This is a genomic window from Amycolatopsis sp. WAC 04169 (assembly GCF_003947535.1).
Lineage (GTDB): Bacteria > Actinomycetota > Actinomycetes > Mycobacteriales > Pseudonocardiaceae > Amycolatopsis > Amycolatopsis keratiniphila.
This window is the reverse complement of record NZ_QHJI01000019.1, coordinates 72,383-97,115: the sequence shown is the minus strand read 5'-3', so window position 1 is coordinate 97,115 and position 24,733 is coordinate 72,383. Positions and strand designations below refer to the sequence as shown.

At 69.0% G+C, this 24,733-nt stretch carries 26 protein-coding genes; 14 read left to right on the top strand and 12 right to left on the bottom strand.

The features are described 5' to 3' along the window. Window positions 1-183 precede the first annotated feature (183 nt). Together DMC61_RS39890 and DMC61_RS39885 are read right to left on the bottom strand one after the other, a co-directional pair. Window positions 184-540 carry a hypothetical protein gene (locus DMC61_RS39890; protein WP_016331542.1) on the bottom strand — a complete coding sequence of 119 codons (357 nt, stop codon included), beginning with the start codon at window positions 538-540 and terminating at the stop codon, window positions 184-186. Beyond that, on the bottom strand, window positions 537-914 hold the full coding sequence (locus tag DMC61_RS39885) for a helix-turn-helix domain-containing protein (RefSeq protein ID WP_125695598.1): 378 nt from the start codon (window positions 912-914) through the stop codon (window positions 537-539). Before DMC61_RS39885 ends, DMC61_RS39890 begins: the two co-directional genes overlap by 4 nt. Before the next feature lie 140 nt (window positions 915-1,054). Between DMC61_RS39885 and DMC61_RS39880 the strand changes: the two genes are divergently transcribed. The 7 genes from DMC61_RS39880 to DMC61_RS39850 all read left to right on the top strand — a co-directional run bounded on the left by DMC61_RS39880 (window position 1,055) and on the right by DMC61_RS39850 (window position 8,356). After that, window positions 1,055-1,300, top strand: a complete 246-nt coding sequence (locus DMC61_RS39880; protein WP_016331544.1) for a hypothetical protein — start codon at window positions 1,055-1,057, stop codon at window positions 1,298-1,300. A gap of 277 nt (window positions 1,301-1,577) precedes the next feature. After that, window positions 1,578-2,828, top strand: coding sequence for an ROK family transcriptional regulator (locus DMC61_RS39875; protein WP_125695605.1), 1,251 nt, complete (start codon window positions 1,578-1,580; stop codon window positions 2,826-2,828). A 10-nt stretch (window positions 2,829-2,838) separates the two neighbouring features. Beyond that, window positions 2,839-4,221 carry an extracellular solute-binding protein gene (locus DMC61_RS39870; RefSeq protein WP_125695597.1) on the top strand — a complete coding sequence of 461 codons (1,383 nt, stop codon included), beginning with the start codon at window positions 2,839-2,841 and terminating at the stop codon, window positions 4,219-4,221. Between the two features lie 4 nt (window positions 4,222-4,225). Continuing rightward, complete coding sequence (locus DMC61_RS39865; RefSeq protein ID WP_016331547.1) at window positions 4,226-5,215, top strand: carbohydrate ABC transporter permease; 990 nt, start codon at window positions 4,226-4,228, stop codon at window positions 5,213-5,215. Continuing rightward, on the top strand, window positions 5,212-6,105 hold the full coding sequence (locus tag DMC61_RS39860; protein WP_016331548.1) for a carbohydrate ABC transporter permease: 894 nt from the start codon (window positions 5,212-5,214) through the stop codon (window positions 6,103-6,105). The genes DMC61_RS39865 and DMC61_RS39860 overlap by 4 nt, the downstream gene beginning before the upstream one ends. Further along, a complete protein-coding gene (locus DMC61_RS39855) occupies window positions 6,102-7,367 on the top strand; it encodes a 6-phospho-beta-glucosidase (protein ID WP_063276355.1) in 1,266 nt (421 codons plus the stop codon). Before DMC61_RS39860 ends, DMC61_RS39855 begins: the two co-directional genes overlap by 4 nt. Continuing rightward, a complete protein-coding gene (locus DMC61_RS39850; RefSeq protein WP_199750219.1) occupies window positions 7,352-8,356 on the top strand; it encodes an N-acetylglucosamine kinase in 1,005 nt (334 codons plus the stop codon). Before DMC61_RS39855 ends, DMC61_RS39850 begins: the two co-directional genes overlap by 16 nt. A 58-nt stretch (window positions 8,357-8,414) precedes the next feature. Here DMC61_RS39850 and DMC61_RS39845 read toward each other — a convergent pair whose 3' ends face one another. The 4 genes from DMC61_RS39845 to DMC61_RS39830 are packed head-to-tail and all read right to left on the bottom strand — an operon-like array spanning window position 8,415 to window position 11,149. Then, window positions 8,415-8,924 (bottom strand): SRPBCC family protein, encoded by a 510-nt coding sequence (locus DMC61_RS39845; RefSeq protein ID WP_125695595.1) that lies wholly within the window; start codon window positions 8,922-8,924, stop codon window positions 8,415-8,417. After that, window positions 8,921-9,247: a helix-turn-helix transcriptional regulator gene (locus tag DMC61_RS39840; protein WP_016331552.1), complete on the bottom strand. Its 327-nt coding sequence runs from the start codon at window positions 9,245-9,247 to the stop codon at window positions 8,921-8,923. Before DMC61_RS39840 ends, DMC61_RS39845 begins: the two co-directional genes overlap by 4 nt. Before the next feature lie 43 nt (window positions 9,248-9,290). Continuing rightward, the gene (locus DMC61_RS39835) at window positions 9,291-10,658 is read right to left on the bottom strand and encodes a gluconate:H+ symporter (protein WP_125695594.1); all 1,368 of its coding nucleotides are present in this window, start codon (window positions 10,656-10,658) and stop codon (window positions 9,291-9,293) included. Beyond that, window positions 10,658-11,149, bottom strand: coding sequence for a gluconokinase (locus DMC61_RS39830; RefSeq protein WP_125695593.1), 492 nt, complete (start codon window positions 11,147-11,149; stop codon window positions 10,658-10,660). Before DMC61_RS39830 ends, DMC61_RS39835 begins: the two co-directional genes overlap by 1 nt. A 103-nt stretch (window positions 11,150-11,252) precedes the next feature. Here DMC61_RS39830 and DMC61_RS39825 point away from each other — a divergent pair, with 103 nt between their 5' ends. Both DMC61_RS39825 and DMC61_RS39820 read left to right on the top strand, forming a co-directional pair. Further along, window positions 11,253-11,948, top strand: coding sequence for a FadR/GntR family transcriptional regulator (locus DMC61_RS39825; RefSeq protein WP_016331555.1), 696 nt, complete (start codon window positions 11,253-11,255; stop codon window positions 11,946-11,948). 38 nt (window positions 11,949-11,986) lie between these two features. Next, a complete protein-coding gene (locus DMC61_RS39820) occupies window positions 11,987-12,940 on the top strand; it encodes a CobD/CbiB family cobalamin biosynthesis protein (protein WP_199750218.1) in 954 nt (317 codons plus the stop codon). Between the two features lie 195 nt (window positions 12,941-13,135). Here the strand turns inward: DMC61_RS39820 and DMC61_RS39815 are convergent, their stop codons facing one another. Genes DMC61_RS39815 through DMC61_RS39805 form a run of 3 tightly spaced genes read right to left on the bottom strand, consistent with a single transcriptional unit; the run spans window position 13,136 to window position 15,117 of the window. Further along, complete coding sequence (locus DMC61_RS39815; RefSeq protein ID WP_125695592.1) at window positions 13,136-13,756, bottom strand: FMN-binding negative transcriptional regulator; 621 nt, start codon at window positions 13,754-13,756, stop codon at window positions 13,136-13,138. Window positions 13,757-13,810: 54 nt separating this feature from the next. Further along, entirely contained in the window at window positions 13,811-14,632 is an 822-nt protein-coding gene (locus DMC61_RS39810) for an SURF1 family protein (RefSeq protein WP_125695591.1), read from the bottom strand. 23 nt (window positions 14,633-14,655) lie between these two features. Continuing rightward, complete coding sequence (locus DMC61_RS39805) at window positions 14,656-15,117, bottom strand: low molecular weight protein-tyrosine-phosphatase (RefSeq protein ID WP_125695590.1); 462 nt, start codon at window positions 15,115-15,117, stop codon at window positions 14,656-14,658. A gap of 130 nt (window positions 15,118-15,247) precedes the next feature. Here DMC61_RS39805 and DMC61_RS39800 point away from each other — a divergent pair, with 130 nt between their 5' ends. After that, window positions 15,248-15,568 carry a hypothetical protein gene (locus tag DMC61_RS39800; protein WP_125695589.1) on the top strand — a complete coding sequence of 107 codons (321 nt, stop codon included), beginning with the start codon at window positions 15,248-15,250 and terminating at the stop codon, window positions 15,566-15,568. Window positions 15,569-15,609: 41 nt separating this feature from the next. On the opposite strand, the gene DMC61_RS39795 is transcribed toward DMC61_RS39800, so the two are convergent. Further along, entirely contained in the window at window positions 15,610-16,164 is a 555-nt protein-coding gene (locus tag DMC61_RS39795) for a chorismate mutase (RefSeq protein ID WP_125695588.1), read from the bottom strand. 31 nt (window positions 16,165-16,195) lie between these two features. On the opposite strand from DMC61_RS39795, the gene DMC61_RS39790 reads away from it, so the two are divergent. The 4 genes from DMC61_RS39790 to DMC61_RS39775 all read left to right on the top strand — a co-directional run bounded on the left by DMC61_RS39790 (window position 16,196) and on the right by DMC61_RS39775 (window position 20,728). Then, complete coding sequence (locus tag DMC61_RS39790; RefSeq protein ID WP_125695587.1) at window positions 16,196-17,017, top strand: Nif3-like dinuclear metal center hexameric protein; 822 nt, start codon at window positions 16,196-16,198, stop codon at window positions 17,015-17,017. 17 nt (window positions 17,018-17,034) lie between these two features. Continuing rightward, on the top strand, window positions 17,035-17,772 hold the full coding sequence (locus DMC61_RS39785) for a zinc ribbon domain-containing protein (protein WP_125695586.1): 738 nt from the start codon (window positions 17,035-17,037) through the stop codon (window positions 17,770-17,772). After that, on the top strand, window positions 17,769-18,878 hold the full coding sequence (locus DMC61_RS39780) for a bifunctional RNase H/acid phosphatase (protein WP_016331564.1): 1,110 nt from the start codon (window positions 17,769-17,771) through the stop codon (window positions 18,876-18,878). The genes DMC61_RS39785 and DMC61_RS39780 overlap by 4 nt, the downstream gene beginning before the upstream one ends. Window positions 18,879-18,991: 113 nt before the next feature. Then, window positions 18,992-20,728: a hypothetical protein gene (locus DMC61_RS39775; RefSeq protein WP_125695585.1), complete on the top strand. Its 1,737-nt coding sequence runs from the start codon at window positions 18,992-18,994 to the stop codon at window positions 20,726-20,728. Window positions 20,729-20,773: 45 nt separating this feature from the next. On the opposite strand, the gene sfnG is transcribed toward DMC61_RS39775, so the two are convergent. Then, window positions 20,774-21,865, bottom strand: coding sequence for a dimethylsulfone monooxygenase SfnG (sfnG, locus tag DMC61_RS39770; RefSeq protein WP_125695584.1), 1,092 nt, complete (start codon window positions 21,863-21,865; stop codon window positions 20,774-20,776). Between the two features lie 33 nt (window positions 21,866-21,898). Then, window positions 21,899-24,724: a BREX system ATP-binding domain-containing protein gene (locus DMC61_RS39765; RefSeq protein WP_125695583.1), complete on the bottom strand. Its 2,826-nt coding sequence runs from the start codon at window positions 24,722-24,724 to the stop codon at window positions 21,899-21,901. Between the last annotated feature and the right edge of the window lie 9 nt (window positions 24,725-24,733).

Genomic DNA, 24,733 nt, shown 5'->3' with positions numbered 1-24,733 from the left:
TTCGCCGCCACCCCAGCACGAACCTGATCCCAAAACCCCACCCGCACCGACCGCGGCAACCACCGAAACACCCGCACAACCCCGCCCCTTCCCGCAGACGGTGTTGCAAGCACCCCATGACTCCGAGCCTCCTTGAGGGACCCAGAGTCCCTCAAGGAGGCCTTCACGGATTCGAGCGGGTACTCACGCGATCGCGTTGTTGACGGCGGTGACGATCTCGGCGGGATCGTCGACCGTGAGCACGAGCCGGTTGAAGTCCTCGGCCTCGTCGAGGGTGATGACGACCGTGCGGTCGTACCCGGAGACGTTCCAGAACTGCCGGTCGCCGTCGGCGTGAAACGTGCCGGAGAGTTTGCCGGGGATCCGGAGACCCGGCCCGCGCCAGCCCTTCGGCTCGTCGCGCATGCCCGGATCGTGTGTCGCGCCGCGTACGTGGGCGAGCGGGAATTCGAGCCGCCGGGTGAACGACCAGACCTTGTCGATCCCCACGGGTTCGACCACGAGCCGGTCGCCGCTGATGGTGACCCGGTTGTTGCTCATGTCTTTTCTCCTTCGTTGTCGATGTCCTGCACGCGGGCGCGAGCCAGCAGCCGTCGTCCCAGCTCGTCGGGGGTCGTCCCGAGGTCCTGGGCGACGGCCCGGGCCCGGGCGCGCAGCCGCTCGTCGGTGGGCGCGAGTTCGAGCAGCGCGACCAGCAGCAGGTCGAGTTGCTCGTCGCGGTCCGCGGTGCCGTGTTCCAGCACCCGGGCGAACAAGCCGTGCTTGCTGCCGAACGCGCCGTACAGGCTTCCCCGGTGGACACCCGTCGCCTCGACGAGGTGATCGACCGAAGTCGCGTTGTATCCCCGCTGCCGGAAGACCGCCGCCGCGGCTTCGATCGCTGTCGTCTCGTCGAACTGGCGTGGTCGGGCCATGGGTTTGAGAATAGTCATTCAAGAATGACCAGTCAAGAACCCCCGGCGAAGGTTGGTGATTCGCCCTCAAGGCGGTGCCGTGCCCGCTATCCTCCTGCTGTCCGTTTCCAGGACCATCGAGTTAGGACACTGGGGAAAACATGAAGAACACCTTGCGGCGGTTCGCCGTCGCCGGAGCCGCCGTGGCGGCCTTCGCCTCGATCAGCGCCGTGACCGCGGGGGCGGCGCAGGCCTCGGACTACGAGTACTTCGGTTCGTACAGCCAGGAGGACTGCGGGATCACCGGCCACCACGGCCAGATCGCCGGGGACTGGAACGGGTGGATGTGCTACCCCTCGCCCACGTTCCCCTGGGTGTACGACCTGTACGTGCAGCCCAACTTCTGATCCACCACCGCGTCGCCGAAGGGCCGCTGGGGAGGCTTCGAACCTCCTGAGCGGCCCTTCGTCGTTCGGCGCGTACCACTCGCCAGGCAGGTCCGCCCGAATGGCCACCCTCCGCGCCGGTACGTATACCCGCTGTGCGGAACACGGCAAGCGTTACCTCCCCGTTTCCCGACCCCGTTGACGGCTGTGGCTCGGCTCACTACAGTCCCCGGAAACCGTCTGTAAAGTTTCCTAACGAAGTCGGGAGTGAACTCCAGTGCGAGCCGGCAGTCCGCGAATGCTGCGCGAGATCAACGATCGCGCGGCCATCGAGGTCCTCCTCAGGGACGGCCCGCTGACGCGCTCCGAGCTCGAAGTCGCGATCGGCCTGTCCAAGCCCGCGACGGCGCAGCTGCTCACCCGCCTCGAACAGGACGACATCGTCACCAAGGCCGGAGTGCGTGGCGGAGGCCGCGGCCCGAGGGCGCAGCTCTGGCAGGTCAACGGCGGCGTCGCCTACGTCGCGGCCGTGGATCTGACCCCGCAGAAGGCCGACTTCGTCGTTTCCGACGTCACGGGCGCGGTGCTCGCCGAGTACCAGGTCCCCCTGCCGGTCCACGAGGGCGCGGACGTCGTCGGCTCGTTCGGCGCGGCGCTCACCCACGTCGCGAACAGCGCCGGGCTCGCCGCCACCGATCTCCGCCACGTCGTCATCGGCGCCCAGGGCGCCTTCGATCCGCGCACCGGTCTGCTCTCTTCCGCGCCGCACATCCCCGGCTGGCTCGGGTTCGACGTGCCGGGCAGGCTCAGCCGGGAGCTCGGCGTCGAGGTCACCATCGAGAACGACGTCAACCTCGTCGCGATCGTGGAGATGACGGTCGGCCAGGCCGTCGGGCTCGACGACTTCGTGATGATCTGGCTCAGCGACGGCGTCGGCGGTGCGGTAGTGGTCGGCCGCCGGCTGTTGCGCGGCGCGACCGGCGGTGGCGGCGAGATCGACTGGATGCGCGTCCCCGATCCGGTTTCCGTTGCCACGCGGAAGGAAACGGCGCGCGGAGGAGATCGTTTCGGTGACCTCGTCGCGTCGCCGGCCGTCGTCGAGCTGGCCGCCGCGCACGGCTTCGAAGCCGAGACCGGCGCGGACGCGGTCACCAAGGCCCGCGAAAGCGGGAACGAAGCCTTCCTCGACGACCTCGCCCGCCGTGTCGCGGGCGGAGCGGCCAGCCTGATCGCGGTCGTCGACCCCGAACTCGTGCTTCTTTCCGGCGACACCAGCCGGGCCGGTGGCGACGAATTCGCCGCACTGGTCGCGAAAAGGCTGCACGAACTGGTCCTGCCCCGCACCCCCGTCGGGGTCGCTTCGGTGCAGGGCAACGCGGTCCGCGCGGGCGCGCTCCAATCGGCGCTCGCCACCGTGCGCAGGGACGTCTTCGGCGTCAACACCCCTTCGCTCCTCGGGCCGAGACGGTCCGGGGCGGGAGAGCCGAACCCGATCGTGGCTGTCCCGGAATCACGAACAGAACCACCGTCTCCCGCCCCAACCAACTAGGAGGAGGGTCATGAGTTCCACGACCCAGGTTCGGAGAAGCGGCCGCCGTTGGCGCGGCTCGATAGTGCTCGGCGCGGTCACCGTCGCCGCGCTGGTGTCCGCCTGTTCGGGCGCCGCAAGCGGCCCGAACGGCGGGACGCTCGCCGCGGCGGCCGCCCCCGCCGCGGACGCGAAGCTCACGCTGACCGTCTACAGCAAGTTCACCGACCGCGAGTACAACGTGGTCACCGCCGGGCTCAACAAGCTCAAGGCGAAATTCCCGAACATCGAGATCAAGCACGAAGGCCAGCAGGACGACGACAAGATCACCCAGTCCATCCGCGGCGGCAACCCGCCGGACGTGGCGATCTCGTTCTTCACCGACAACCTCGGCGCGTGGTGCTCGACGGGCAGCTTCCAGGACCTCAAGCCCTACATCGACCGCGACAAGATCGACCTGAACCAGATCCCGGACGCCGTCCGCAGCTACACCGAATACCAGGGCAAGCGCTGTGCCATGCCGCTGCTCGCGGACGTCTACGGCTTCTACTACAACAAGGACATGTTCGCGGCGAAGGGCATCACGTCGCCGCCGAAGACGACCTCGGAACTGTTCGAGGCCACCAAGAAACTGACCGAGTTCAACGCGGACGGCTCCATCAAGGTCGCCGGTTTCCTGCCGTCGATGCCGTTCTACGCCAACATGGCGCAGTACTGGGCCCCGAACTTCGGCGCCACCTACATCGGCCCCGACGGTCAGTCGCACCTCGCCGACAGCCCCGAGTGGAAGGCGATGTTCGACTTCCAGAAGCAGCTCGTGGACTTCTACGGCGGCCACGCCAAGGTCGAGCAGTTCAAGGCCGGTCTCGGCGAGGAGTACTCGGCGGACCACGGTTTCCAGCGCGGCAAGCTCGCGATGATGATCGACGGCGAGTACCGCACCGCGTTCATCAAGGACCAGGCGCCGGAGCTCAAGTTCGGCACCGCGGCCCCGCCGGTGCTCGACAGCAAGCCGGACCGCTACGGCGGCGCGTTCACCACGGGCACGATCATCGCGATCCCCAAGGGCGCCAAGAACCCCGGCGCGGCTTGGGAACTGATCAAGCAGGTCACCCTCGACACCTCGACGCTCGTCGAGCTGTCGAACGGCCTGAAGAACGTCCCGAGCACCAAGGCCGCGCTGAGCGACCCGAAGCTCGAGGTCACGCCGGAGTTCAAGACGTTCCTCGATCTGTACAACGGCGGAAAGCTGATGCCCAACCCGTCGACCCCGATCGGCGACGCGCACCTCAAGGCCGTCAACGACTTCGCGGAGAAGTGGCAGGCGGGCAACGTCCCCGACATGATCGCGGGGCTCAAGCAGGTCGACGCTCAGATCAACGACGAGCTGGCCCAGAAACGCGCCGGCGGCTGATCGCATGACTTCGACCCTGGATTCCAGGGCGGTCGCCTCCCCTTCCGCGTCCACCCGGACGCGGAAGGGGAACGCAGCGCGCCGCCGTCGCACCGTCTTCTACTTCATCGCACCGGCGACGCTCGGTTTCCTGATCTTCTTCGGGTACCCGCTGATCGCCACGGTCTACTACTCGTTCACCCGCTACGACCTGATCAACGCGCCCGAGTTCATCGGCTTCGACAACTACATCCGCATGTTCACCAGCGAACAGCTGGTCGGCACCGCCGCGTACAACACGTTGTGGCTGGTGATCGTGCTGACGTTCTGCCGGGTCGTGTTCTCGCTCGGCGTGGCGTCGATCATCTCGCGGCTGAAATCGGGCGTCGGCCTGGTGCGGACGCTCTGCTATCTGCCTTCGCTGGCCCCGCCCGCCGCGGCGACCCTGGCGTTCGTGTTCCTGTTCAACCCGGAATACGGCCCGGTCAACGCGTTCCTGCGGGCGGTCGGCATCGACGGCGGCCTGTGGTTCAACGACCCGGCGATGTCGAAGCCCGCGCTGACCCTGCTGGTGATGTGGGGTTCGGGCGAGCTGATGATCATCATCCTCGCGGCGCTGCTCGACGTGCCGCAGGAGCAGTACGAGGCCGCCGAACTCGACGGCGCCGGACCGGTCCGCCGGTTCTGGCACGTCACGCTCCCGTCGATCTCGCCGGTGCTGCTGTTCGGCATCGTCAACTCGATGATCTTCGCGTTGCAGTTCTTCACGCAGGCGATCGTCGCGGGATCGGCGGCCGCGGGCGCGGCCGACGTCGCGGGCAACACGAGATTCATCGGCGCACCACAGAATTCGACCCTGACCTATCCGGTTTGGCTGTACGTCCAGGGATTCCGGTACTTCAACATGGGTTACGCGGCGGCGATGGCGGTCCTGCTGTTCATCGTGTCGGCCGGGTTCACCTGGATCCTGGTCCGGCAGCTGCGCAAGACCCAGCACCAGGAGGAGGGCGGATGACCACACTGGCCGAGCCCAGGCACACCGCCCCGGCGTCCGAACCGCCGAAGGTGCGGGTGCGGCGCCAATGGGACAAGAAGCTGTACTGGATCGCGACGCACAGCGTGGGCATCGCGATGGGCGTGATCTTCATGCTGCCCATCCTGTTCGTGTTCCTCACCGCGGTGATGTCCAGCGATCAGGCGCTTTCGTCGAACTTCTGGCCGAAGGAATGGCACTTCGAGAACTTCATCGAGGTGTTCGAGAAGGCGCCGCTGCTGCAGTATTTCGGCAACAGCATCCTGTATTCGACGCTGGCCACCGTCGGGGCGCTCGTCTCGGCGATCCCGGCGGCGTACGCGCTTTCGAAGCTGAAGTTCCGCGGGCAGAACCTGTTCTTCATGCTGACCATGGCCGCGATGATGCTGCCCCCGCAGGTCACCGTCGTGCCGTTGTACGACCTGTGGGTGCGGCTCGGTTTCACCGGGACCCTGGTCCCGCTGATCGTGCCGTACTTCTTCTTCGACGCGTTCTCGATCTTCCTGCTGCGGCAGTTCTTCCTCACCATTCCGAAGGACTACCTCGAAGCCGCGAAGATCGACGGCTGCAACGAGTTCCAGGCGATGGTCAAGGTGCTGATCCCGATGGCGAAGCCGGGTATCGCGGCCACCGCGATGTTCTGCTTCCTGTTCACCTGGAACGACTATTTCGGTCCGCTGCTCTACACCGGTGAGACCCGCGACAACTGGCCGCTTTCGCTGGCGATCGCGTCGTTCCGCGGTATGCACCACGTGGAATGGAACCTCACCATGGCGGCCACCGCGCTGATCATGCTGCCGGTGATCGTGCTGTTCGTGTTCGCGCAGAAGTCCTTCGTCAAGGGCATCACATTCACAGGGGTCAAGGGATGAAACTGGCAGTCGTCGGTGGTGGGTCCACTTACACGCCCGAGCTGATCGACGGGATCGCCGGACGTCGGTCCACTTTGGACGTCGACGAGATCGTGCTGATCGATCCGGACGCGTACCGGGTGGAGGCGGTCGGGGACTTCAGCAACCGGTTGCTGAGCCACGCCGGGCATCCGGCGCGGGTGCGCACCACGTCGAGCCTCGAAGAGGGCGTCGACGGTGCGTCGGCGGTGCTGATCCAGCTGCGGGTCGGCGGGCAGCGCGCCCGCCGCGGGGACGAGACGTTCCCGCACGCCTGCGGCTGTGTCGGGCAGGAGACCACGGGCGCGGGCGGCCTCGCGAAGGCGCTGCGCACCGTGCCGGTGGTGCTCGACATCGCCGACCGGGTGCGGAAGATCGCCGGGGACGACACGTGGATCGTCAACTTCACCAACCCCGTCGGCATCGTCACGCGCGCGCTGCTGAACGAGGGCCACCGCGCCGTCGGCCTCTGCAACGTCGCGATCCACCTCCAGCGCACGTTCGCGCATCTGCTCGGCGCCGGGATCGACGAGGTCAAACTCGTCCACACCGGACTGAACCACCTGAGCTGGGAACGGAAGGTGCTCGTCAACGGTGAGGACCGCCTGCCGGAACTGCTGGCGGAGCACGCGGAATTCCTCGGCGAGCACGTCACCGCGCCGGTGGAATGGATGCGGCGGATGAACGTCGTGCCGTCGTACTACCTGAAGTACTACTACGGGCACGACGAGCAGGTCGCCAAGCAGCGCACCGAGCGGCCGCGCGCGGACGTCGTGAGCGACGTCGAGGAGGAACTGCTCAAGGTGTACCTCGACCCGGAGGTGGTGACCAAACCGGAGCAGCTGGAAAAGCGGGGCGGTGCCTACTATTCCGAGGCCGCGGTGCAACTCGTGCACGCGCTCACCTCGGGCGGGCCGGCCGAAGAGCATGTGGTCAACGTCCGCAACGAAGGCACTTTCGACTTCCTGCCGGACGACGCCGTCATCGAGGTTCCGTCCCTTGTGGACGGAAATGGCCCGCGCCCGATCGCGCAGCCGCCGGTGGAGCAGCGGTTCGCCGGGCTCATCGCCGGGGTGACCGCGTACGAACATCTCGCGCTGGAGGCGGCGATCAAGGGCGGCCGGGACCGCGTGGCCGACGCGTTGCTCGCGCATCCGCTCGTCGGCCAGTACACGAAGGCCGATCAGCTCGCCGACTCGCTGGTGAAGATCAACCGTGAGTTCCTGCCGTGGGCGGGGGCATGACGGCCGGCTCACAGGACGTCGTCGTCGCGATCGACGGCGGCAACAGCAAGACCGACGTCCTGATCGTCTCGCGGGACGGACGGGTGCTCGGGCAGTCGCGAGGACCGGGCGCGTCCCCGCAGAACATCGGGGTCGACGGCAGCGTCCAGGCGTTGGAGAAGCTGGTCCTGGAAGCCCTTCGCGGGGCAGGGCTTCCCGACGAACGTCCTTTCGCGACACATACGTCGGCCTATCTCGCGGGGCTGGATTTCCCGCGGGAGGAAGCGATCCTGCACGCCGCGCTGGCGGCACGCGGCTGGAGCGACACGCTGATCGTCGGCAACGACACGCTCGCGCTGCTGCGCGCGGGCAGTTCCGACGGGACGGGCGTGGCGGTGGTGTGCGGCGCCGGGATCAACGGCGCCGGCGTCAGCGCCGACGGCCGTGAGCACCGGTTTCCCGCGCTGGGCAAGATCTCCGGTGACTGGGGCGGCGGCTACCGGCTCGGCGAGGAGGCCCTGTGGTGGGCCGTGCGCGCCGAGGACGGCCGCGGTCCGAGTACGGCTCTGCAGGCGGCCGTCACCGCGCACTTCGAGGCGTCCTCGGTGCTGGACGTGGTGCAGCGCCTGCATTTCCAGGATCTGCACTCCGATTCGATCCACGGCCTGTGCCCGCTGCTGTTCGCCGTCGCGGCGGACGGCGACGAGGTGGCGCAGGACGTGGTCGACCGGTTCGTCGAAGAGGTCGCCCTGCTGGTCTCGGTCATCCTGCGGCGGCTCGAACTCACCGAGGAGGCGCCCGAAGTCATCCTCGGCGGGGGAGTGCTGACCGGGGTCGGCGCGCAGGTGATCGCGGAGATCGAACGGCGGTGCCTGAAAGTGGCTCCGCAGGCTTCGATCCAGGTGGTCGACGTGGCCCCGGTGGTCGGTGCGGCGCTGTTCGGGCTGGACACGATCGGTGCTTCCACCGCCGCGAAAGCCTCTCTCAAGGCCGCGACCAAACGGGTCTAGATGGCGCGTGAAGGCCCCCTTCCCTCGGCTCAGCCGAGGGAAGGGGGCCTTCACGCGCTCAGGAGGCGGCGGGGACGAGCGGCTCGTCCGTCTCCAGCAGCGTCTTGAGGTCCGACAGGATCCAGGCCCAGCCACCGCCGGCGTTCTCGCCCGGCCCGGCGTTGACGTCCTCCTGCGAGCCGTTGACCAGGGCGGCCGTCGTGGGCGCGTCGGTGACGTCGTGGGTGACGGTCAGCCGGGTGCCCGCGGTCTTCGTCTCTTCGATCTCGTAGGTGAGCTTGGTGTACGGCTCCTTGTCGAAGGACGGGTCCATCAGGAGCTTCCAGGTGATGACCAGTTTGCGAGGTGGGTCGACCTCCAGGACCTCGCCGTCGACCAAATCGTTGGTGAAGCCCGCTTCGACGTACTCCGGCGTCGGATGGGTGACGTGCTTGCCGCCCGGCCGCAGGTCGAAGTCGACCAGGCCGGTGTAGCCGTACTTCCGCGACCACTCGGGCTTCGTGATCGCGTCCCAGATCTTCTCCGGGGTGGCCTTGATGTACACGCGGTAGACCTGGGTGTCGGTCATGAGGGCTCCTCGGTCTCGAGTTCGGCTTTGAGGTCGAGCAACGCGGTCACGTTGCGCTCCGTGAACTTGTCGATCCACCTGTCGTGGATCTGCCGGATCGGCACCGGGTTGAGGAAATGCTTCTTCTCCCGGCCCTCCTTGCGCGTGACGACAAGTCCGGCTTCTTCCAGCAGCTTCAAGTGCTTCATCACGCCGAACCGGCTCATGTCCACTTCGGACTCGAGCTCGGTCAGCGTGCGGCCGTCACGCGCGAACAGCTGGTCGAGCAGGAACCGGCGAGTCGGATCCGCCAGGGCCTTGAAAACCAGGTCGTCGTCGGGCACATCGGAAGAATAGGTGACTAAAAGGTCACGTGTCAAGCCGGAGCTACAACAAGGCACCGAGCGGCAGGATCAGCGCGATCGCGACCACCGAGATCACCGTCTCCATGATCGACCAGCTCTTCAGCGTCTGCCCGACCGAAAGTCCGAAGTATTCCTTGACCAGCCAGAATCCGGCGTCGTTGACGTGGGAGAAGAACAGCGAACCCGCGCCGATCGCCAGCACCAGCAGCGCGCTGTGCGACGGATCCATGGTCGCCGCGAGCGGCGCCACGATGCCCGCGGCGGATACGGTGGCGACCGTCGCGGAGCCGGTGGCGAGCCGGATCGCGACCGCGACCAGCCAGCCGAGGAGCAGCGGCGACAGGTTCGCGCCGGTGGCCAGGCTGGTGATGACGTTGCCGACCCCGGCGTCGACCAGGGTCTGCTTGAACCCGCCGCCCGCGCCGACGATGAGCAGGATGCCGGCGATCGGCGGCAGCGAATCGGCCAGCGTGGACGACAGCTTGTCCCGGGTGAAGCCTGCCGACTTGCCCAGGGTGAGCATGCCGAGCAGGACCGCGGCGAGCAGCGCCACCAGCGGGTCGCCGATGAAGTCGAGTACGCGGCGGAGGTGGTTCTCCTTCGCCAGCAGGATGTCCGCGAGCGCCTTGCCCATCATCAGCACGACGGGCAGCAGCACGGTGGACAGCGTCGCGAGGAAGCCCGGCCGCCGTCCGTCCGAAGAGGACGATTCCGGGATGAGGCGCTCCGGCGCGACGGCGTCCGGGACCATCTTCGCGGCCAGCCTGCCGAATAGCGGTCCGGCGATGATCACCGTCGGGATCGCGACGAGCAGGCCGAAGGCCAGGGTGAGGCCGACGTTCGCGTTCAGCGCGCCCGCGGCGGCGAGCGGGCCGGGGTGCGGCGGGACGAGGCCGTGCAGCACCGAAAGCCCGGCGAGCGCGGGGATTCCCAGCATCAGCAACGGTTTCCCGGTGCGCTTGGCGACCAGCAGGATCACCGGGATGAGCATGACCAGGCCGATCTCGAAGAACATCGGCAGCCCGATCAGCGCGGCGACCAGCGCCATCGCCCAGGGCAGGGCGCGGTCGCCCGCGCGGCGCAGGATGGTGTCGACGATCTGGTCGGCGCCGCCGGAATCGGCGAGCAGCTTGCCGAGCATCGCGCCGAGCGCGATCAGCACGCCGACCGACGCGACGGTGGAACCGACGCCGGAACTGAAGCTCTTGATCAGCTTGTCCACCGGCATGCCGCCGACGAGCCCGAGCACGCCGGAGCCGAGGATGAGGGCCAGGAACGGATGCTGCTTCGCCTTGGTGATCAGGACGACGATCACGGCGATGGCGAGCACCGTCGCGCCGATGAGGCGGGTGTCGTGTCCGGTCCAGGCGGCGGCGAGGGTGGTGGTCATCAGCGGTCCTTGAAAACGGAAAGGGCGGTTTCGACGATCTCTTCCGGCTTCTTCGCGATGTCGGCGACGAGGCCGTGCTCGTCCGGCCGGAGCGGTTCGAGGTCGGCGAGCTGGGAGTCCAAAAGGGACACCGGCATGAAGTGGCCGGAGCGGGTCTTCATCCGATCGGCGAGCAGGTCGCGGTCGCCGTGGAGGTGCAGGAACCAGACTTTCCCGCCGCTGCGCAGGATGTCGCGGTAGCGATACTTGAGCGCGGAAGACGTGACGACGCCGCCGGAGCACTGATGGTCCCGGATCCAGGTGGCGATGGCTTCGAGCCAGGGTTGCCGGTCTTCGTCGTTCAGCGGGTGGCCGGAGCTCATCTTGTCGATGTTCGCCTTCGGATGGAACGTGTCCGCTTCGGCGTAGTCGACGCCGAGGCGTTCGGCGAGTGCCGTGCCCACGGTCGTCTTGCCCGAGCCGGAAACACCCATCACCACGATGACGGTCATCCGTACCTCCCACGTCGTTGTAGCCGGGACGAGTACAGCTCAAAAGTACTACTTAAGCAACATCAAGTACTACTTAATCGAGTCAGAACGTTAGAGTTCCCTGGTGGGCAACGACAGGCATGCCGAAGTGCTCGACGCGCTCGGCTCCGCGATCGCGAACGGGGAGCTCCCGCCGGGTTCCGTACTGCGCTCGGAGGAGCTCCAAGAGCGGTTCGGCGCCTCGCGCACGGTCGCGCGCGAGGTGGTGCGCGTCCTCGAAACGATGTGCCTGACCAGCAGCAAACGCCGGGTCGGGGTGATCGTGCGCGAGCCGAGCGAGTGGAACCATTACGACCCGAGACTGCTCCGCTGGCAACTCGACGGCTCCGAGCGGAAGACCGCGCTGCGCACCCTGACCGAACTGCGTTCCGGCGTGGAGCCGTGCGCCGCCCGGTACGCCGCGCTGCGGGCGACGCCGGAGGAGGGCGGCCGTCTCCGGGCTTTGGCGAAGCGGCTTGAGGAGACGGCGCACCGGCGTGACCTCGACACCTTCCTCGGACACGACGTCGCTTTCCACGATCTGCTGCTGTCCTCGTCGCGGAATCCGATGTTCGCCCAGCTTTCGGCGGTCGTCGCCGAAGTGCTCGCCGGGCGCACCGGGCACGGGCTGATGCCGGAGGAGCCGCAGCCCGAAGCCGTCGCCCTGCACGTCGAGGTCGCGGTGGCCGTCGACGCCGGTGACCCCGACCGGGCCGAACGCGCGATGCGGGACATCGTCATCCAGGCGCGTGACGAGATGGCCGTCCTTCTGGACGGATGATCTTCGAGTAATCTCTGCAGGTCTTCGAGGGATACTGCATGCAGGGGGCGACGGTGAGCGCGGCACGCGCGATCGGCTTGGTGTTGGGGGTGGCCGCGGACGGGGCGATCGGGGACCCTCGGTCGCGGCGGCCGGTGACGGCGTTCGCCAGGGCGGCTTCGGCGGTGGACGCGAAGGTCCGGTCGAAACACCCGGCGGCCGGTGTCCTGTGGACCGGCGGCCTCGCGGGCTCCGCCGTGCTGGCGGGCGTGCTGGCCGAGCGGGCGGGGCGGCGCAGTCCCGTCCTCCAGGCGACCACGACCGCGGTGACCACCTGGGCCGTCCTCGGCGCCGCCGGACTGGCTGCGCACGGCACCTCACTGGCCCGGGACCTCGAAGAAGGCGAACTCGAGACCGCGCGCGGCACACTGTCCACACTGGACCCGCGGGTCGCCGACGACCTCGGCGTCATCGGCCTCTCGCGTGCTTCGGTGGAAACCCTCGCCGAGAACACCGCGGACGTCGTCATCGCGCCGCTGGTGTGGGGAGCGCTGGCCGGTGTCCCCGGCCTGCTCGGCTCGCGTGCGATCAGCCTGCTGCGCGGCATCGGCCGCGGGCGCCCCGAGCGGTACCGGTGGCTCGTCGCCCGGCTGGATGAAATCGTCCACCTCGTGCCCACGCGTGTCGCGGCCGGGCTGACCGTGCTCGCCGCCCCGGTCGTCGGCGGCTCGGCGGGCGGCGCGTGGCGGGCGTGGCGGCGGGACACCACCGCGCACCCGAGCCCGAACGCCGGTCGCGTCGAGGCCGCTTTCGCCGGGGCGCTGGAGATCCGGGTCGGCGGGCGGACGGTGTACCCGCACGGGGTCGAGGAACTGCCGGTGCTCGGCATCGGGCGCAACCCGGACGCGGGGCACGTGACGCGGGCCGTGGAGCTCTCGCGGGTGGTCGGATGGCTGGGCGCGATCAGCTCGGTGGTGCTGGCCGGTCTCGTCGGGCTGCGGCGACGGCGCTGACCTGCGGATTCCCGGCGGCGGGGGAGAAAGGGACCTTTGCTGTCGCCGGGGGCACCGTGTGGATTTTGGGACATCTGACGTCCCAAAATCCACACGGTGCCGTGGGTAATCCTGGCGGCGTGACGGGCAGGGGAGCAAGGGACCTTTGCTACCACCTGGCCCGCTGACCTGCGAAAAGGGAGCAAGGGACCTTTGCTACCGCTCCCGCCGCGCCAGCTGCGCCCGCGCCCGCGCGTCCATCGGCCCGTCGCGCCGCGCGAGCTCCGCGTCGATCCGTGACCGGTCGGCCGGCTCCTTGTTCCCGCCGAACTTGAACTTCGCCCGCACCCCGGTCACGGTCAGTTCGATCCCGCGGATGCCGGGGAGCAGCCGCTTGTCGGGCGCCTCGGTCGAGCTCACCCCCCGCCTGTCCGAACCGGGCTCGAAATGCGCGAGCTGCCGGTCCAGGAGCGCGGCCTTCTCCGCGGCGTCGTCGATCAGCCGGACGTCGCATTCGAGCTGGACAGACGAGTAGTACGACGTCGGCACCCCGTGCGGCGGGTCGGCCGGGGTGTTCCAGCCGGAGCGGATGTAGGTGTGGTCGTCGATCACCGCGAGCAGCGCGCGCGGGTGTTCCTCCAGCAGCGGCCAGACCGGGTTCGGGCGCGCGAGGTGCAGCAGGACCGTCCGGTCGCCGTCGTAGACGAAGTGCACCGGGTTGACGATCGGCAGGTCACGGCCCGCGCCGCCGGCGATCAGCTGGCCGAAGTCGTGCGCCGAGAGCCAGGCCCGCCATTCGGCGTCGTCGTGGGCGGCGTCCCACGGGTGAATCAGCATGCCCGAAGCGGAACACGAGAAATGGACCTGCGAAAGGTCCATTTTCGGGTCGAATCAGGTGGCCACTTCGGAGCGCTCGTCCTCGGCCAGCATCTCCGCGACGCTCTTGCGCCGCTGTGGCCGCTCCGTGGCCAGCGCGCCGCCCGGTTTCAGCTCGCGAACGGTGAAGTACAGCCATCCCATCAGCGCCATCGCGCCGAACGCGATCCACTGCAGGGCGTAGGAGAAGAACGGTCCGGCGTCGGTCTGCGGCAGCGGCAGCGCGCCCAGCACGCCGGGCTGATTCACGTCGAGCTGGAAGTAACCCGGCCGGATGTCCAGCTTCGCGGCCCGCGCGACGACCTGCGAATCCACGACGTAGCTCTGCAGCTTCCCGCCGGTCGACTCGTCGGCGAAGGCGTCGCGGTTCTTCCCGTCCTTCTCGTCGTGACGTGCCCGCGTGACGATGTCGACCGTTCCGGCGGGAGGCGGGGCGAAGGGGAGCGCGCGCGATTTGTCGTCGAGCCGGACGTACCCGCGGTCGACCAGCACGACCGTGCCCTCGACGGTCCGGAACGGCGTCAGGACCTCGAAGGCCGCTTCGCCCTGTACGGAGCGCAGACGGGCCACGACCTCACCCTCGGGCAGGTACGTGCCCTTCATCGCGACCAGGTGCCATTCGGTGCGCTGATCAGGCACGGCTCCGTTGGGGAGCAGTTCCTCCAGCGAGCGCGGCTGCCCGGAGAACGACTCCCGGAGCGCCGCGTTCTGGTGCTCGCGTTCGGTGTTGCGGGAGAACTGCCACGGCGCCAGCAGGGTGAAGCAAGTGATGGCGAAGGTGAACACCACCAACGTCAATGCCAGCCACCCGGGCTTCAGCAGGAACTTCAACCGCACCCCACCACGGTAAGCGGTCGGCCTCAGGCGTGTGCGCGCACCCAGTCGAGCAGGCCCGGAACGGCCCGCTCGATCATGCCGAGGACGTCCTCGAAACCGTCGTCTTCGCCGTAGTACGGGTCCGGGACCTCGGCGCCCTCGGGCGCGGCCGGATCGAACTCGCGCAGCAGGCGGACCTTCGCCGGATCCGACACCTTGCGCCTCAGGAACGACAGGTGCCCTTCGTCCGCCGCGAGCAGCAGGTCGGCGGCCAGATGCCCGCGGTCGACCTCGGCCGCGACATGGCCGGTCGGATACCCGTGTTCGGCCAGCTTCGCGCGGGCCCGCTTGTCCGCGGCCTCGCCCACGTGCCAGCCGCCGGTGCCCGCGCTGGACACCTGCACGAGGTGATCGAGACCCGCCTCCTCGGCCTTCGCGCGGAAGACGAGCTCGGCCATCGGGGAGCGGCAGATGTTGCCGGAACAGACGAAGACGATGTGCAGCACCTGATCAGTGTGAAGGCCGGTGGAGATCGACCGCTCACCGGCTCCGAACGGCTACCGGGCGCGCGAAGCTGGAAAGCCGGGACGAAGCGGGAGTAGACCTCCTGGAGGGAAACACGCAGGAAGGTCGCGTATGAGCGCACCAACACCCAGCGTCGAGTCGCCGGCAACCGGGCTCCGCTGGTACCGCATCACCGTCAAGCTTCCGCACCCCTACGAGGTCGGGCGGATCCTGTCGGAGCACCACTTCGTCCAGGCGAGATCGCCGAAAGAGGCGATGACCAGGATGCCGCTGCACCTGCGGTCGAGCGCGTCCGTCGCGCCGTACCAGGTCGTCCGGCCCGACATCCCCGACCAGACGACGAAGGCCTATCGCGCTGTGCTGTGGACGGGGCGCGTGATGCGCGCGGCCGGCCGCTGGGCGATCAGCAAGGATGCGAAGGCCCTGGACTGAGCCGGGGTGGTAGCAAAGGTCCCTTGCTCCCCATCCGCAGGTCAGGGGCGTGAACAGGCCGATCGCACGGCCTCCGAAAGCGCCCCGGAGTGCAGCCGGTCCAGCCCGCGCCGCGCGTCGGTCAGCCGCACCGTGACCGCGAGCCGCACGTCGCACGACCGCCGCGCCCGCGCGTCCCGGGTCTCCGCGAGTTCGGCGAGCAGCCCGGCGTTGAGCCGGTCGATCACCGGCCGCACCTCGGTCCCCAGATCGGGTCGTCCGGGCGGCCGCGTGCCGGGGTGCTCGGTCCATCGCGCGTACAGGCCGCGCTGCACGGCCTTGTTCGCCTCGATCTGGTCGCGGAAGAACCGCACCACCCCGGCCGGATCGAGACCGAGGCCGGGCGCCTTCGCGGCGACCGAGTCGAGGATCTGCTGTTCGCGCACCGGGTCGTCGATCGGCGACGGCGTGCCGAACTTCGCGGCCGCGACCTTGTCGGCAATCTGCACGCGCTGAGCGGCCAGGTCGGTCAGTTCCCAGAGGCCCGGAGACGCCGACGCGGGCGCAGGTAGCGCTACGAGAAGCAGCGAAGCGGCACAGAGCACCCGAAGTCGCATGCCCGGAAACGCTACATGCGAAAATCCTCGGGTGCCCGCGCTAGCCGAAGTCATCGCCGCCCTGGAGCAGGCGTATCCGCCCGAACTCGCCGAATCGTGGGACGCCGTCGGGCTCGTCTGTGGCGACCCGGCCGAGGACGTGGACAAGGTCCTGTTCTGTGTCGACCCGGTCGACGAGACCGTCGACGAGGCGATCGCCGGCGGCGCGCAGCTGATCGTCGCGCACCATCCGCTGCTGCTGCGCGGAGTCCACGGCGTGCCGGCGGACAGCACGAAGGGGCGCCTCGTGCACCGCCTGATCCGCGCGGGCGTCGCCCTCTACTGCGCGCACACCAACGCCGATTCCGCGTCCCCCGGCGTCTCCGACGCGCTCGCCGACGCTATCGGCCTGACCGTTCTCGGCCCGCTCGACCCGCGCGAAGACGGGGTCACCGGCATCGGCCGCATCGGCGAGCTGCCCGCGCCCGAACCGTTCTCCGCCTTCGTCGAACGCGTCGCGAACGCCTTGCCCCGTACGGAGCCCGGCGTCTACGGCGCGGGCGATCCGGCCCGGCCGATCCGCCGCGTCGCCGTTTCCGGCGGTTCCGGCGACAGCTATCTCAAGCGGGCCACCGCCGCCGGGGTCGACGCGTACGTCACCGCCGATCTCCGGCATCATCCCGCCGGCGAGCACCTCGCCGACATCGCCGAAGTCCCCGCCCTGGTCGGCGTCACGCACTGGGCGAGCGAGTGGCCGTGGTGCGAGCAAGCCTCGGACGTCGTCCGTGCCGCGTTTGCGGGTAACGTCGACGTTCACGTCTCCACGCGGTGCACCGACCCGTGGACGCTACGGGCCACCCGAACCGAGCACTAAGAACTCCAAGGAGCACCGTGAAGGCCGACCCCGCCGTCCAGCGTCAGCTGCTCGAACTCGCGAAGGTGGACGCCGAACTCGCGCGTACCGCCCACCGTCGCCGCACCCTGCCGGAGATCGCCGAGATCGACGCGGGCGAGAAGACGGTGCGCGAACGACGTGACGCGCTGGTCTCGGTCCAGACGGCGGCGTCCGACCTCGACCGCGAGATCGCCCGCCAGGAGAAGGAGATCGAGTCGGTGCGCGCTCGCGGAGACCGCGACCGCAAACTCCTCGAATCCGGTTCCGTCGCGGCGAAGCAGATGACCGACATCGAGCACGAGCTGAACAGCCTCAGCCGTCGTCAGTCCGCGCTGGAGGACGACCTGCTGGAGCTGATGGAACGCCGTGAGGCGCTCGAACTCGATGCCCAGCGCACCAGCGCCGAGGTCGCGAAGGCCGAGGGCGAGGTCGCCGAAGCCGTCGGGCGCCGCGACGAGCACTTCACCGATCTCGACACCACGAAGGCACGCCGCGACGAAGACCGCGCCAAGCTCCTGCCGCGCTTCCCCGAAGACCTGCTGAAGCTCTACGAGCGGGTCCGCGCGCACAAGGGCATCGGCGCGGCGCTGCTGCGGGCTCGCCGTTGCGGCGCCTGCCAGCTCGACATCGACCGCCGCGAGATCGCCGAGATCAAGGCGGCCCCGGAGGACAACGTCATCCAGTGCGAGAACTGCGGCGCCATCCTGGTGCGCACGCCGGAGTCCGGCCTGTGACCGACCACGTGCTCGTCGAGGCCGACGGCGGTTCGCGGGGCAACCCGGGGCCCGCCGGGTACGGCGCGGTCGTGAAGGACGCGGCCACCGGCGAGGTGCTCGCCGAGCGCAAGGCCTACGTCGGCATCGCGACCAACAACGTCGCCGAGTACGGCGGCTTGATCGCCGGGCTCGCCGCGGCCGCCGAGCTCGGAGCGTCCACAGTGGACGTCCGGATGGACTCGAAGCTCGTGGTGGAGCAGATGTCCGGGCGCTGGAAGGTCAAGCACCCGTCGATGCAGCCGCTGAACGCCGAGGCCAAGGAGCTGGCGGCGCGGTTCTCGCGCGTGCGCTACGAGTGGATCCCGCGCGCGGAGAACTCCCACGCGGACGGGCTCGCGAACGAAGCGATGGACGCCGGGAAGCAGGCGGAAGCGCCGAAGAAGACCGTGAAGCAGGACAGGGTCAGCCCCGTCGGCTGGACCGGCGCGACCGGCACGCCGACCAAACTGCTCCTCGTGCGGCACGGCCAGACGGCGATGTCGGTCGAGAAGCGGTACTCCGGTCGCGGCGACGTGCCCCTCACCGAGCACGGCAAGCAGCAGGCGGCCGCCGCCGCGAAACGTCTCGGCGCGATGGAGGGCCTGGTCGTCGACGGCGAGGTCGCCCCGATCATCGCCTCGCCGCTGATCCGCACCCAGCAGACCGCGCAGGCGATCGCGGACGCGCTCGGCGGCCGGGTCGAGACCCACCCCGGGCTGATCGAGACCGATTTCGGCGACTGGGAGGGCCTCACCTTCAAAGAGGCCATGGACCGCGACCCCGAATTCCAGACCAGCTGGCTTTCCGACACCTCGATCGCGGCGCCGGGCGGGGAGAGCTTCGACGGCGTCCACCGGCGGGTCCGCAAGGCCCGCGACGAGCTGATCGCGAAGTACGGCGGCCGGACGCTGGTGCTGGTCAGCCATGTCACGCCGATCAAGGCGCTGCTGCGGATGGGCCTCGACGCCGGGCCGTCGCTGCTGTTCCGGCTGCACCTGGACCTGGCCTCGCTGTCGATCGTCGAGTTCTACCCGGACGGCAACGCCTCGGTCCGTTTGGTGAACGACATTTCGCATCTCTCCTGATCAGGAGACTGTGGCGCGGATCACGCCTGGATATGACGTGTCGCGGGCGCCCGATGGGGTATTGGCTACAGTTTCGGGCGACGGCACGTGAGCGAAAAGGCAAAGACGGGGACATGACGGCGAGCGCACTCAGCGAAGCTTCCGAACAAGACGTGCCCGACCCGGCGGAGACGCCGGCCCGTCGTGGCCTGGCCGCCCGTGTCGCGCCGTACCTGGCGGTGCTCGCCGGGGTCGCGGCCGTCGCCTGGCACGCCACCCTCTACGGCCACTGGATCGTCGACGACGCGGCCATCACCTTCTCCTACGCTCGCAGCTTCGCCGACGGCCTCGGACCGGTGCTGCAGCAAGGGCAGCCGTCGGTCGAGGGCTGGTCGAACTCGACGTGGCTGGTGGCGTTGGTGCTCGGCAAGCTCGTCGGCGTCTTCGACAGCGGCATGCTGTTCGGCCTTCCCGACTACGTGCTGTTCCCGAAGCTGCTGGGGCTCCTGTTCACCGCCGGGACGCTGGCCGCCTGCCACATCGCGGCGAAGCAGATCTTCGCGCGCTTCGCGTGGCTGGCGACGCTGGTCGTCGGGCTGACGCTGGCCGCGATCCCGTCCTTCGTCATCTGGACGATCTCCGGCCTGGAGAACTCGCTGTTCGGGATGGCCGTCGCCTGGCTCGCCGTGCTGCTGTTCGTGGCCGTGCGCAAGGACACCCTGCTCACCGCGAAGGTCGCCGTCTGGTCCGGGATCCTGGTCGCGTTCGCCGCGCTGACCCGCCCCGAAGGCCTGATCTACGGCGGCGCGTACCCGCTCGTCGTCCTGTTCCAGCTGCGGAAGCCGCTGCTGGGGCAGAGCGTCAAACTCGTCGTGGTGTCCGTGGTCGCGTTCGCGATCCCGTTCGGGGCGTACCTCGCCTGGCGGATCGCGGAGTTCGGCAGGCTGCTGGCGAACCCGTCCATCGCGAAGGGGCAGGGCTTGCCCGGCCTTTCGGCGCTGAAGCAGCCGTTCGAGCTGGTCGGCTACGCCGGTGTCGCCGGCACGATCCTGCTGGCGCTGACCATCGGGTACGCGCTGGTCCGCGCGGAATGGCGGCGCGCGCTGATCGCGCTGCTGGTGCCGCTGGCGCTGGGCATCATCGCGTACGGCGTGATGGTCCCGGACTGGATGGGCCAGCACCGGTTCGCCACCCCGATCTGGATCCTCTCCGTGCTGGCTGGGACGCTGGCCGCTGGTGAACTGATGCGTCGTTCGCGGGCGGTGCTGCGGATCGTCGTGGTGCTCGTGCTGGTGGCGGCCGCGATCCCGTCCGGGATGGGCTTCGCGTCGGCGTCGAAGAAGTTCCAAGAGGTCCCGACGGTGCCCGCGTGCCTGATCGCCGACCGCTTCGGCCGCGGCTTCAACACCATGGCCGACATCCTGGGCCTGCAGCAGGCGTCGCTGCTGCTGCCGGACCTCGGCGGCTCGTCGATGACCAGCCGCCTGCACCTGGTCGACATGGCCGGGCTGGTCGAAGCGGACGTCGCGGACTTCCTCAAGAAGGGCGACCTGCCGGGGCTGCGCGACTACGTGTTCGACAAGGTCAAGCCGACCTTCATCCACTCGTGGGGCCCGTGGGCCGCGGGCAACGGCATCACCGTCGACCCGCGGGTCGACCGCGACTACGAGCCGATCTTCGTGTACCCGGGCAGCGGGCCGCGCAACGGCGACTTCGTGCGCAAGGACGCCGTCTCCAGCCCCGAGAAGCTGAAGGCCGTGCGGGACTACGCCGCGAAGACCATGCCGGACGTGGAGAAGGCGCGCTTCGGCGGCCCGCTCAAGGACTGCGGCCCGACCATGCACCCGGGCCAGACCGTCTACGTCCCCTGACCCCCGCGTTTAGTCCTCTGGATGCGGTCCACCGCATCCAGAGGACTAAACGCGGTCGAGGGCCGCCTCCTTCTCCCGGATGACGGGCAGCACGTGCTTCCCGAAGTGCTCGACGTCCTCCAGGTAGTGCAGGAAGCCGAGCAAAAGCAGGTTCGCCCCGCGTTTCTTGTACTCGATGGCCCGGTCCGCGATCTGCTCCGGCGTGCCGATGAGCCCGGTGCGGAAACCGTCGTTGTACTGCACCAGATCCTTGAACTCCGAGTCGGCCCACATCCCCTTCTTGTCCGATGTGGAGCTTCCCGCCTGCTTGACGGCGCCGCGGAAGCCCTCGACGGCCTCGGTGTTCGCCTTCTCGACGATCTCGCGCAGCACGGCTTTCGCCTCGCTCTCGGTCTCCCGCGCGATCACGAAGCCGTTGAGCCCGAAGCGGACGGCGTGGTCGTTCGCGGCCGCGTAGCCGCGGACCTCCTCGACCTGCTCGCTGAACCCGTCGAAGTCCTTGCCGTTGCTGAAGTACCAGTCGGAGACCCGGCCCGCGAGCTTCCTCGCCGCGGTGGAGTTGCCGCCCTGGAAGATCTCCGGATGCGGCCGCCCGACCGGTTTGGGCTTGATGTCGAAATCGTGGATCCGATAGAAATCGCCGGTGAATTCGGCGTGGTCGTTCGTCCAGAGTTCCTTCAGCACGCGAATGAATTCTTCCGAGCGACGGTACCGTTCGTCGTGTTCCAGCCACGGTTCGCCGAGGTTCGTGAATTCGTCCTTGAACCAGCCGCTGACCACGTTGACCGCCGCGCGCCCGCCGGAGATCACGTCCGCGCTCGCGACGAACTTCGCGAGCACGCCGGGATGCCACAGGCCGGGGTGGACGGCCGCGATCACCTTCAGCCGCTGTGTCGCGAGCAGCAGCGCGAGGCTGAAACCGGTCGATTCGTGCTGGTAGGCGGCACCGTAGCTGGCCGTGTAGCGGACCTGGCTCAGCGCGTATTCGAAGCCGCTGTTCTCCGCGAGGACGGCGAGATCCCGGTTGTACTCGTATCCCCAGTCGGTGCGCTGCTCGATGTCGCTGGTGACCAGACCGCCGCTCACATTGGGGACCCAATAGGCGAATTTGAGAGGTTCGGATGCGATTTCCGGCATGCGGCGGAGTGAACCCGCTGCCCCCGGAAACCGTCAATCGGCGTCCACGCGCTGGGACCGCCCGAGCGCGGAACCCAATTCGGTGCGCCCGGTGATCCCCAGTTTCCGGTAGGCGCCGGACAAATGCAGTTCGACGGTGCGGCGGGTCAGGTGCAGTGCTTCGGCGATCTCCCGGTTGGTGAGACCTTGTGACGCCATCAGCGCGACGCGGTACTCCTGTTTGGTGAGACCGTGTTCGTTGTCCTTCGCCGTGGCGAGACTCGTCCGCGCGTCCCGCAGCGCCTCGGCGGCCCGTCTCGCGAGCGGCCGTGCCCCGCAGTGCTTGCTCGACCGCGCGGCCATCCGCAGCGTGCCGACCGCCTTCTCGGCCTGCCCGTGCCGGGCCTGCAGTACGCCGAGTTCGGTCAGCGCCTCGGCCAGCGCGTGTTTCGCGGTCGACCCGCCGAGGACGTCGACGGCCCTGGTGAGCAGGCGTTCGCCCTCTTCGTCCTCGCGGACGAGGCCGGCCGTGGTCAGCGCGGCGCCGAGGATCCTCGGCGCTCCCCAGCGTTCCGCGGCCTCGAGATCCTCCTCGGCGAGCCGGGCCGCCGCGTCGGTGCGGCCGAGCGCCAGCGCGGTGCGGGCGGCGTGCGCCCGCCAAGGGGCGAAGCCGGGGAAGCGCATGCCGTGGTGCTCCAGACGACGGCCGCAGCCACGCAGGTCTTCGTAGCCGAGCTCCGGTTCACCGGTGGCCGCACGGAGCCTGCCGCGGGCGTAGAGCAGGTAGTTGTGCGTGAAAAGTGCTTGTGTGGCCCCGAAATCGATCCGGTCCAGCAGGGTTTTCGCGGCGTCGTGGCGGCCGAGGTCGACCGAGACCTCGATCAGTCTCGCCGCGCAGAGCACCGCGATCGGGCATCGGCTGGTGACCCCGCGTTCGTCGAACTGGCGCACCAGCGATTCGAAGTGGACGCTCGCGCGCACCAGGTCGCCGCCCGCCTGCAGGGCGATCCCGCGGGCGAGGGTGGCGAGGGCGCCTTTCGGCACGTGGAAGTCCCACGGCAGGCGTTTGGTGTCGAGCACCTGGCAGAGCTTGTCGGTGAGCGCGGGTTCGTCGGCGAGCGCGGCCGTCGCGAGCGTGAAGAAATACGGCTGTTCGAACAGTTCGGGCTGCTCTCCGGACAACGCCTCCCCGAAATGCCGGACGGCGTTCGCCGACGACTTCCCGTCGCGCACCGTGTCGAGCGCGAGCAGACCGGATCGGCTCTGTTGCGCGGCGGGATCGTTCAGCGGCGCCCACTGCTGTTCGAAGTCGCGGAAGTCCGGCGGTGGCCCGAGCCTGCTGCCGGCTTCGGCGAGATAGGTCATGCACAGCAGCGGCCAGACGGCGTCGCGCCCGCCCGCGTCGAGCCGCGCGGCGAACTGGCCGGCGGAGTTGATCGCCAGCCGCGCGTCCGGGCCGCAGCACAGCGAAAGGATCATGGCCGTCGCGACGAAGGCCGCGGTTTCCCGGTCGTCGATATGGTCGATGGCCTCGCGCACCCTGGCCGGCGCCGAATCCTGGTCGCAGTGGAATTCCGCGTGCGCGAGCTGGAGCAGGATCGCCATCCGCTTGCGTTCGCTGAGCCGTTCTTCGAGCGCGCGCGAGAGGAACCGGACGGACAACTCGGGGTCGCCCTCGACCACCGAATGCCGCGCGGCCAGCCGCAGGACGTCGACCGCCCACGGGATCCTGATCGCGGTCGCCTCCAGGAGATGGACGCCGACCCGTTCCGGCGCGGCACCCGCGTCGTGCAGGAGCCGCGCCGCCCGTGCCTGCGTGACGGCCCTGGTGGTGAGCGGCATGTCGGCGAGCACCGAGTTGCGGACGAACCGGTACGTCAGCGACGGCCGGTGGCTGTTGGTCAGCAGGTGTACGCGCACCAGCGTGTCGATGGCCTCCAGCGCCGTGCTCTCGTCGACCCTGGCCAGTTGTGCCAGCAGGTCGAAACTCGCGTCCTCACCGAGGATCGCGACGGCTTCGAGCACTTTCGGCGCGGCGGTGTACTCGTGCACGCGGACCCGCAGCACCTCGCCGATCATCGCCGACCCCGCCGCGGCCACGTCCATCCCCGGGACCAGGCGTCGGCGCAGCGCGCCGAGCAGGAACGGGTTGCCGCCGGTGACCTCGCGGCATTCCTCGGCGAACCGCCCGGCGGAGACCCGGAGGAACTCGGCGACGTGCCGGGTCCCGAGCCCGCGCAGCCGGATCGTCGCCGGGGTGCAGCCGGACATCTCCAGCAGGGCGACCTCGCCGGTCTGCAAGTGCCCGATCAACGAGGTCAGCACGACCAGCACCGGCAACTGCTCGACCCGGTGCCGGATGTAGGCGAGACAGCGCATCGACCATGGGTCGGCGAGGTGGATGTTGTCGATGCCGAGGAAGACCGGTCCCTGTTCGGCGGCGTGGCGGACGGTGTGGAAGAAGGCGTCGAGCGCCTCCGTCTGTTCCCGCTCGGTCCGGGGCGGGTGATCCGGCAGGATCTCGGTCGCGTGCGGCGTGCGCGGCCGCGGCGATCCGGGTTCGGCGGGCGCGTGGGTGAGCCCTTCGACCAGCTGACGGCCGACACCTCCGGTCAGGTGGGTTTCCAGCCGGGACGCGGTGGCGATCGCGACGGTGAATCCGGCCGCTTCGGCGAGCTCGCCGGCCGCGGTGAGCATCGACGACTTGCCCATCCCGAACTCGCCGACCACCACCGCGCTGACGGCGCGGCCCTGCCGGGCGGCGCGGCACAGGCCGGTGATCGTGTCGAGTTCGCCGTCTCGACCCAGTAACCCGGCGGCGCGGCGCTTCGGTACCGAAGGCCCGCCGAAGGGACTCTCGGGATTTACTTCGGTATGCACCGTAGAGAC

Bases quoted from the DNA above. Each gene is read 5' to 3' on its own strand.
- DMC61_RS39860 (WP_016331548.1), top strand. From the start codon at position 5,212: ATGACCACACTGGCCGAGCCCAGGCACACCGCCCCGGCGTCCGAACCG.
- DMC61_RS39865 (WP_016331547.1), top strand. From the start codon at position 4,226: ATGACTTCGACCCTGGATTCCAGGGCGGTCGCCTCCCCTTCCGCGTCC.
- DMC61_RS39795 (WP_125695588.1), bottom strand. From the start codon at position 16,164: ATGCGACTTCGGGTGCTCTGTGCCGCTTCGCTGCTTCTCGTAGCGCTA.
- DMC61_RS39800 (WP_125695589.1), top strand. From the start codon at position 15,248: ATGAGCGCACCAACACCCAGCGTCGAGTCGCCGGCAACCGGGCTCCGC.
- DMC61_RS39775 (WP_125695585.1), top strand. From the start codon at position 18,992: ATGACGGCGAGCGCACTCAGCGAAGCTTCCGAACAAGACGTGCCCGAC.
- DMC61_RS39870 (WP_125695597.1), top strand. From the start codon at position 2,839: ATGAGTTCCACGACCCAGGTTCGGAGAAGCGGCCGCCGTTGGCGCGGC.
- sfnG (WP_125695584.1), bottom strand. From the start codon at position 21,865: ATGCCGGAAATCGCATCCGAACCTCTCAAATTCGCCTATTGGGTCCCC.
- DMC61_RS39835 (WP_125695594.1), bottom strand. From the start codon at position 10,658: ATGACCACCACCCTCGCCGCCGCCTGGACCGGACACGACACCCGCCTC.
- DMC61_RS39845 (WP_125695595.1), bottom strand. From the start codon at position 8,924: ATGACCGACACCCAGGTCTACCGCGTGTACATCAAGGCCACCCCGGAG.
- DMC61_RS39830 (WP_125695593.1), bottom strand. From the start codon at position 11,149: ATGACCGTCATCGTGGTGATGGGTGTTTCCGGCTCGGGCAAGACGACC.
- DMC61_RS39875 (WP_125695605.1), top strand. From the start codon at position 1,578: ATGCTGCGCGAGATCAACGATCGCGCGGCCATCGAGGTCCTCCTCAGG.
- DMC61_RS39880 (WP_016331544.1), top strand. From the start codon at position 1,055: ATGAAGAACACCTTGCGGCGGTTCGCCGTCGCCGGAGCCGCCGTGGCG.
- DMC61_RS39855 (WP_063276355.1), top strand. From the start codon at position 6,102: ATGAAACTGGCAGTCGTCGGTGGTGGGTCCACTTACACGCCCGAGCTG.
- DMC61_RS39820 (WP_199750218.1), top strand. From the start codon at position 11,987: ATGCAGGGGGCGACGGTGAGCGCGGCACGCGCGATCGGCTTGGTGTTG.
- DMC61_RS39885 (WP_125695598.1), bottom strand. From the start codon at position 914: ATGGCCCGACCACGCCAGTTCGACGAGACGACAGCGATCGAAGCCGCG.
- DMC61_RS39815 (WP_125695592.1), bottom strand. From the start codon at position 13,756: ATGCTGATTCACCCGTGGGACGCCGCCCACGACGACGCCGAATGGCGG.
- DMC61_RS39890 (WP_016331542.1), bottom strand. From the start codon at position 540: ATGAGCAACAACCGGGTCACCATCAGCGGCGACCGGCTCGTGGTCGAA.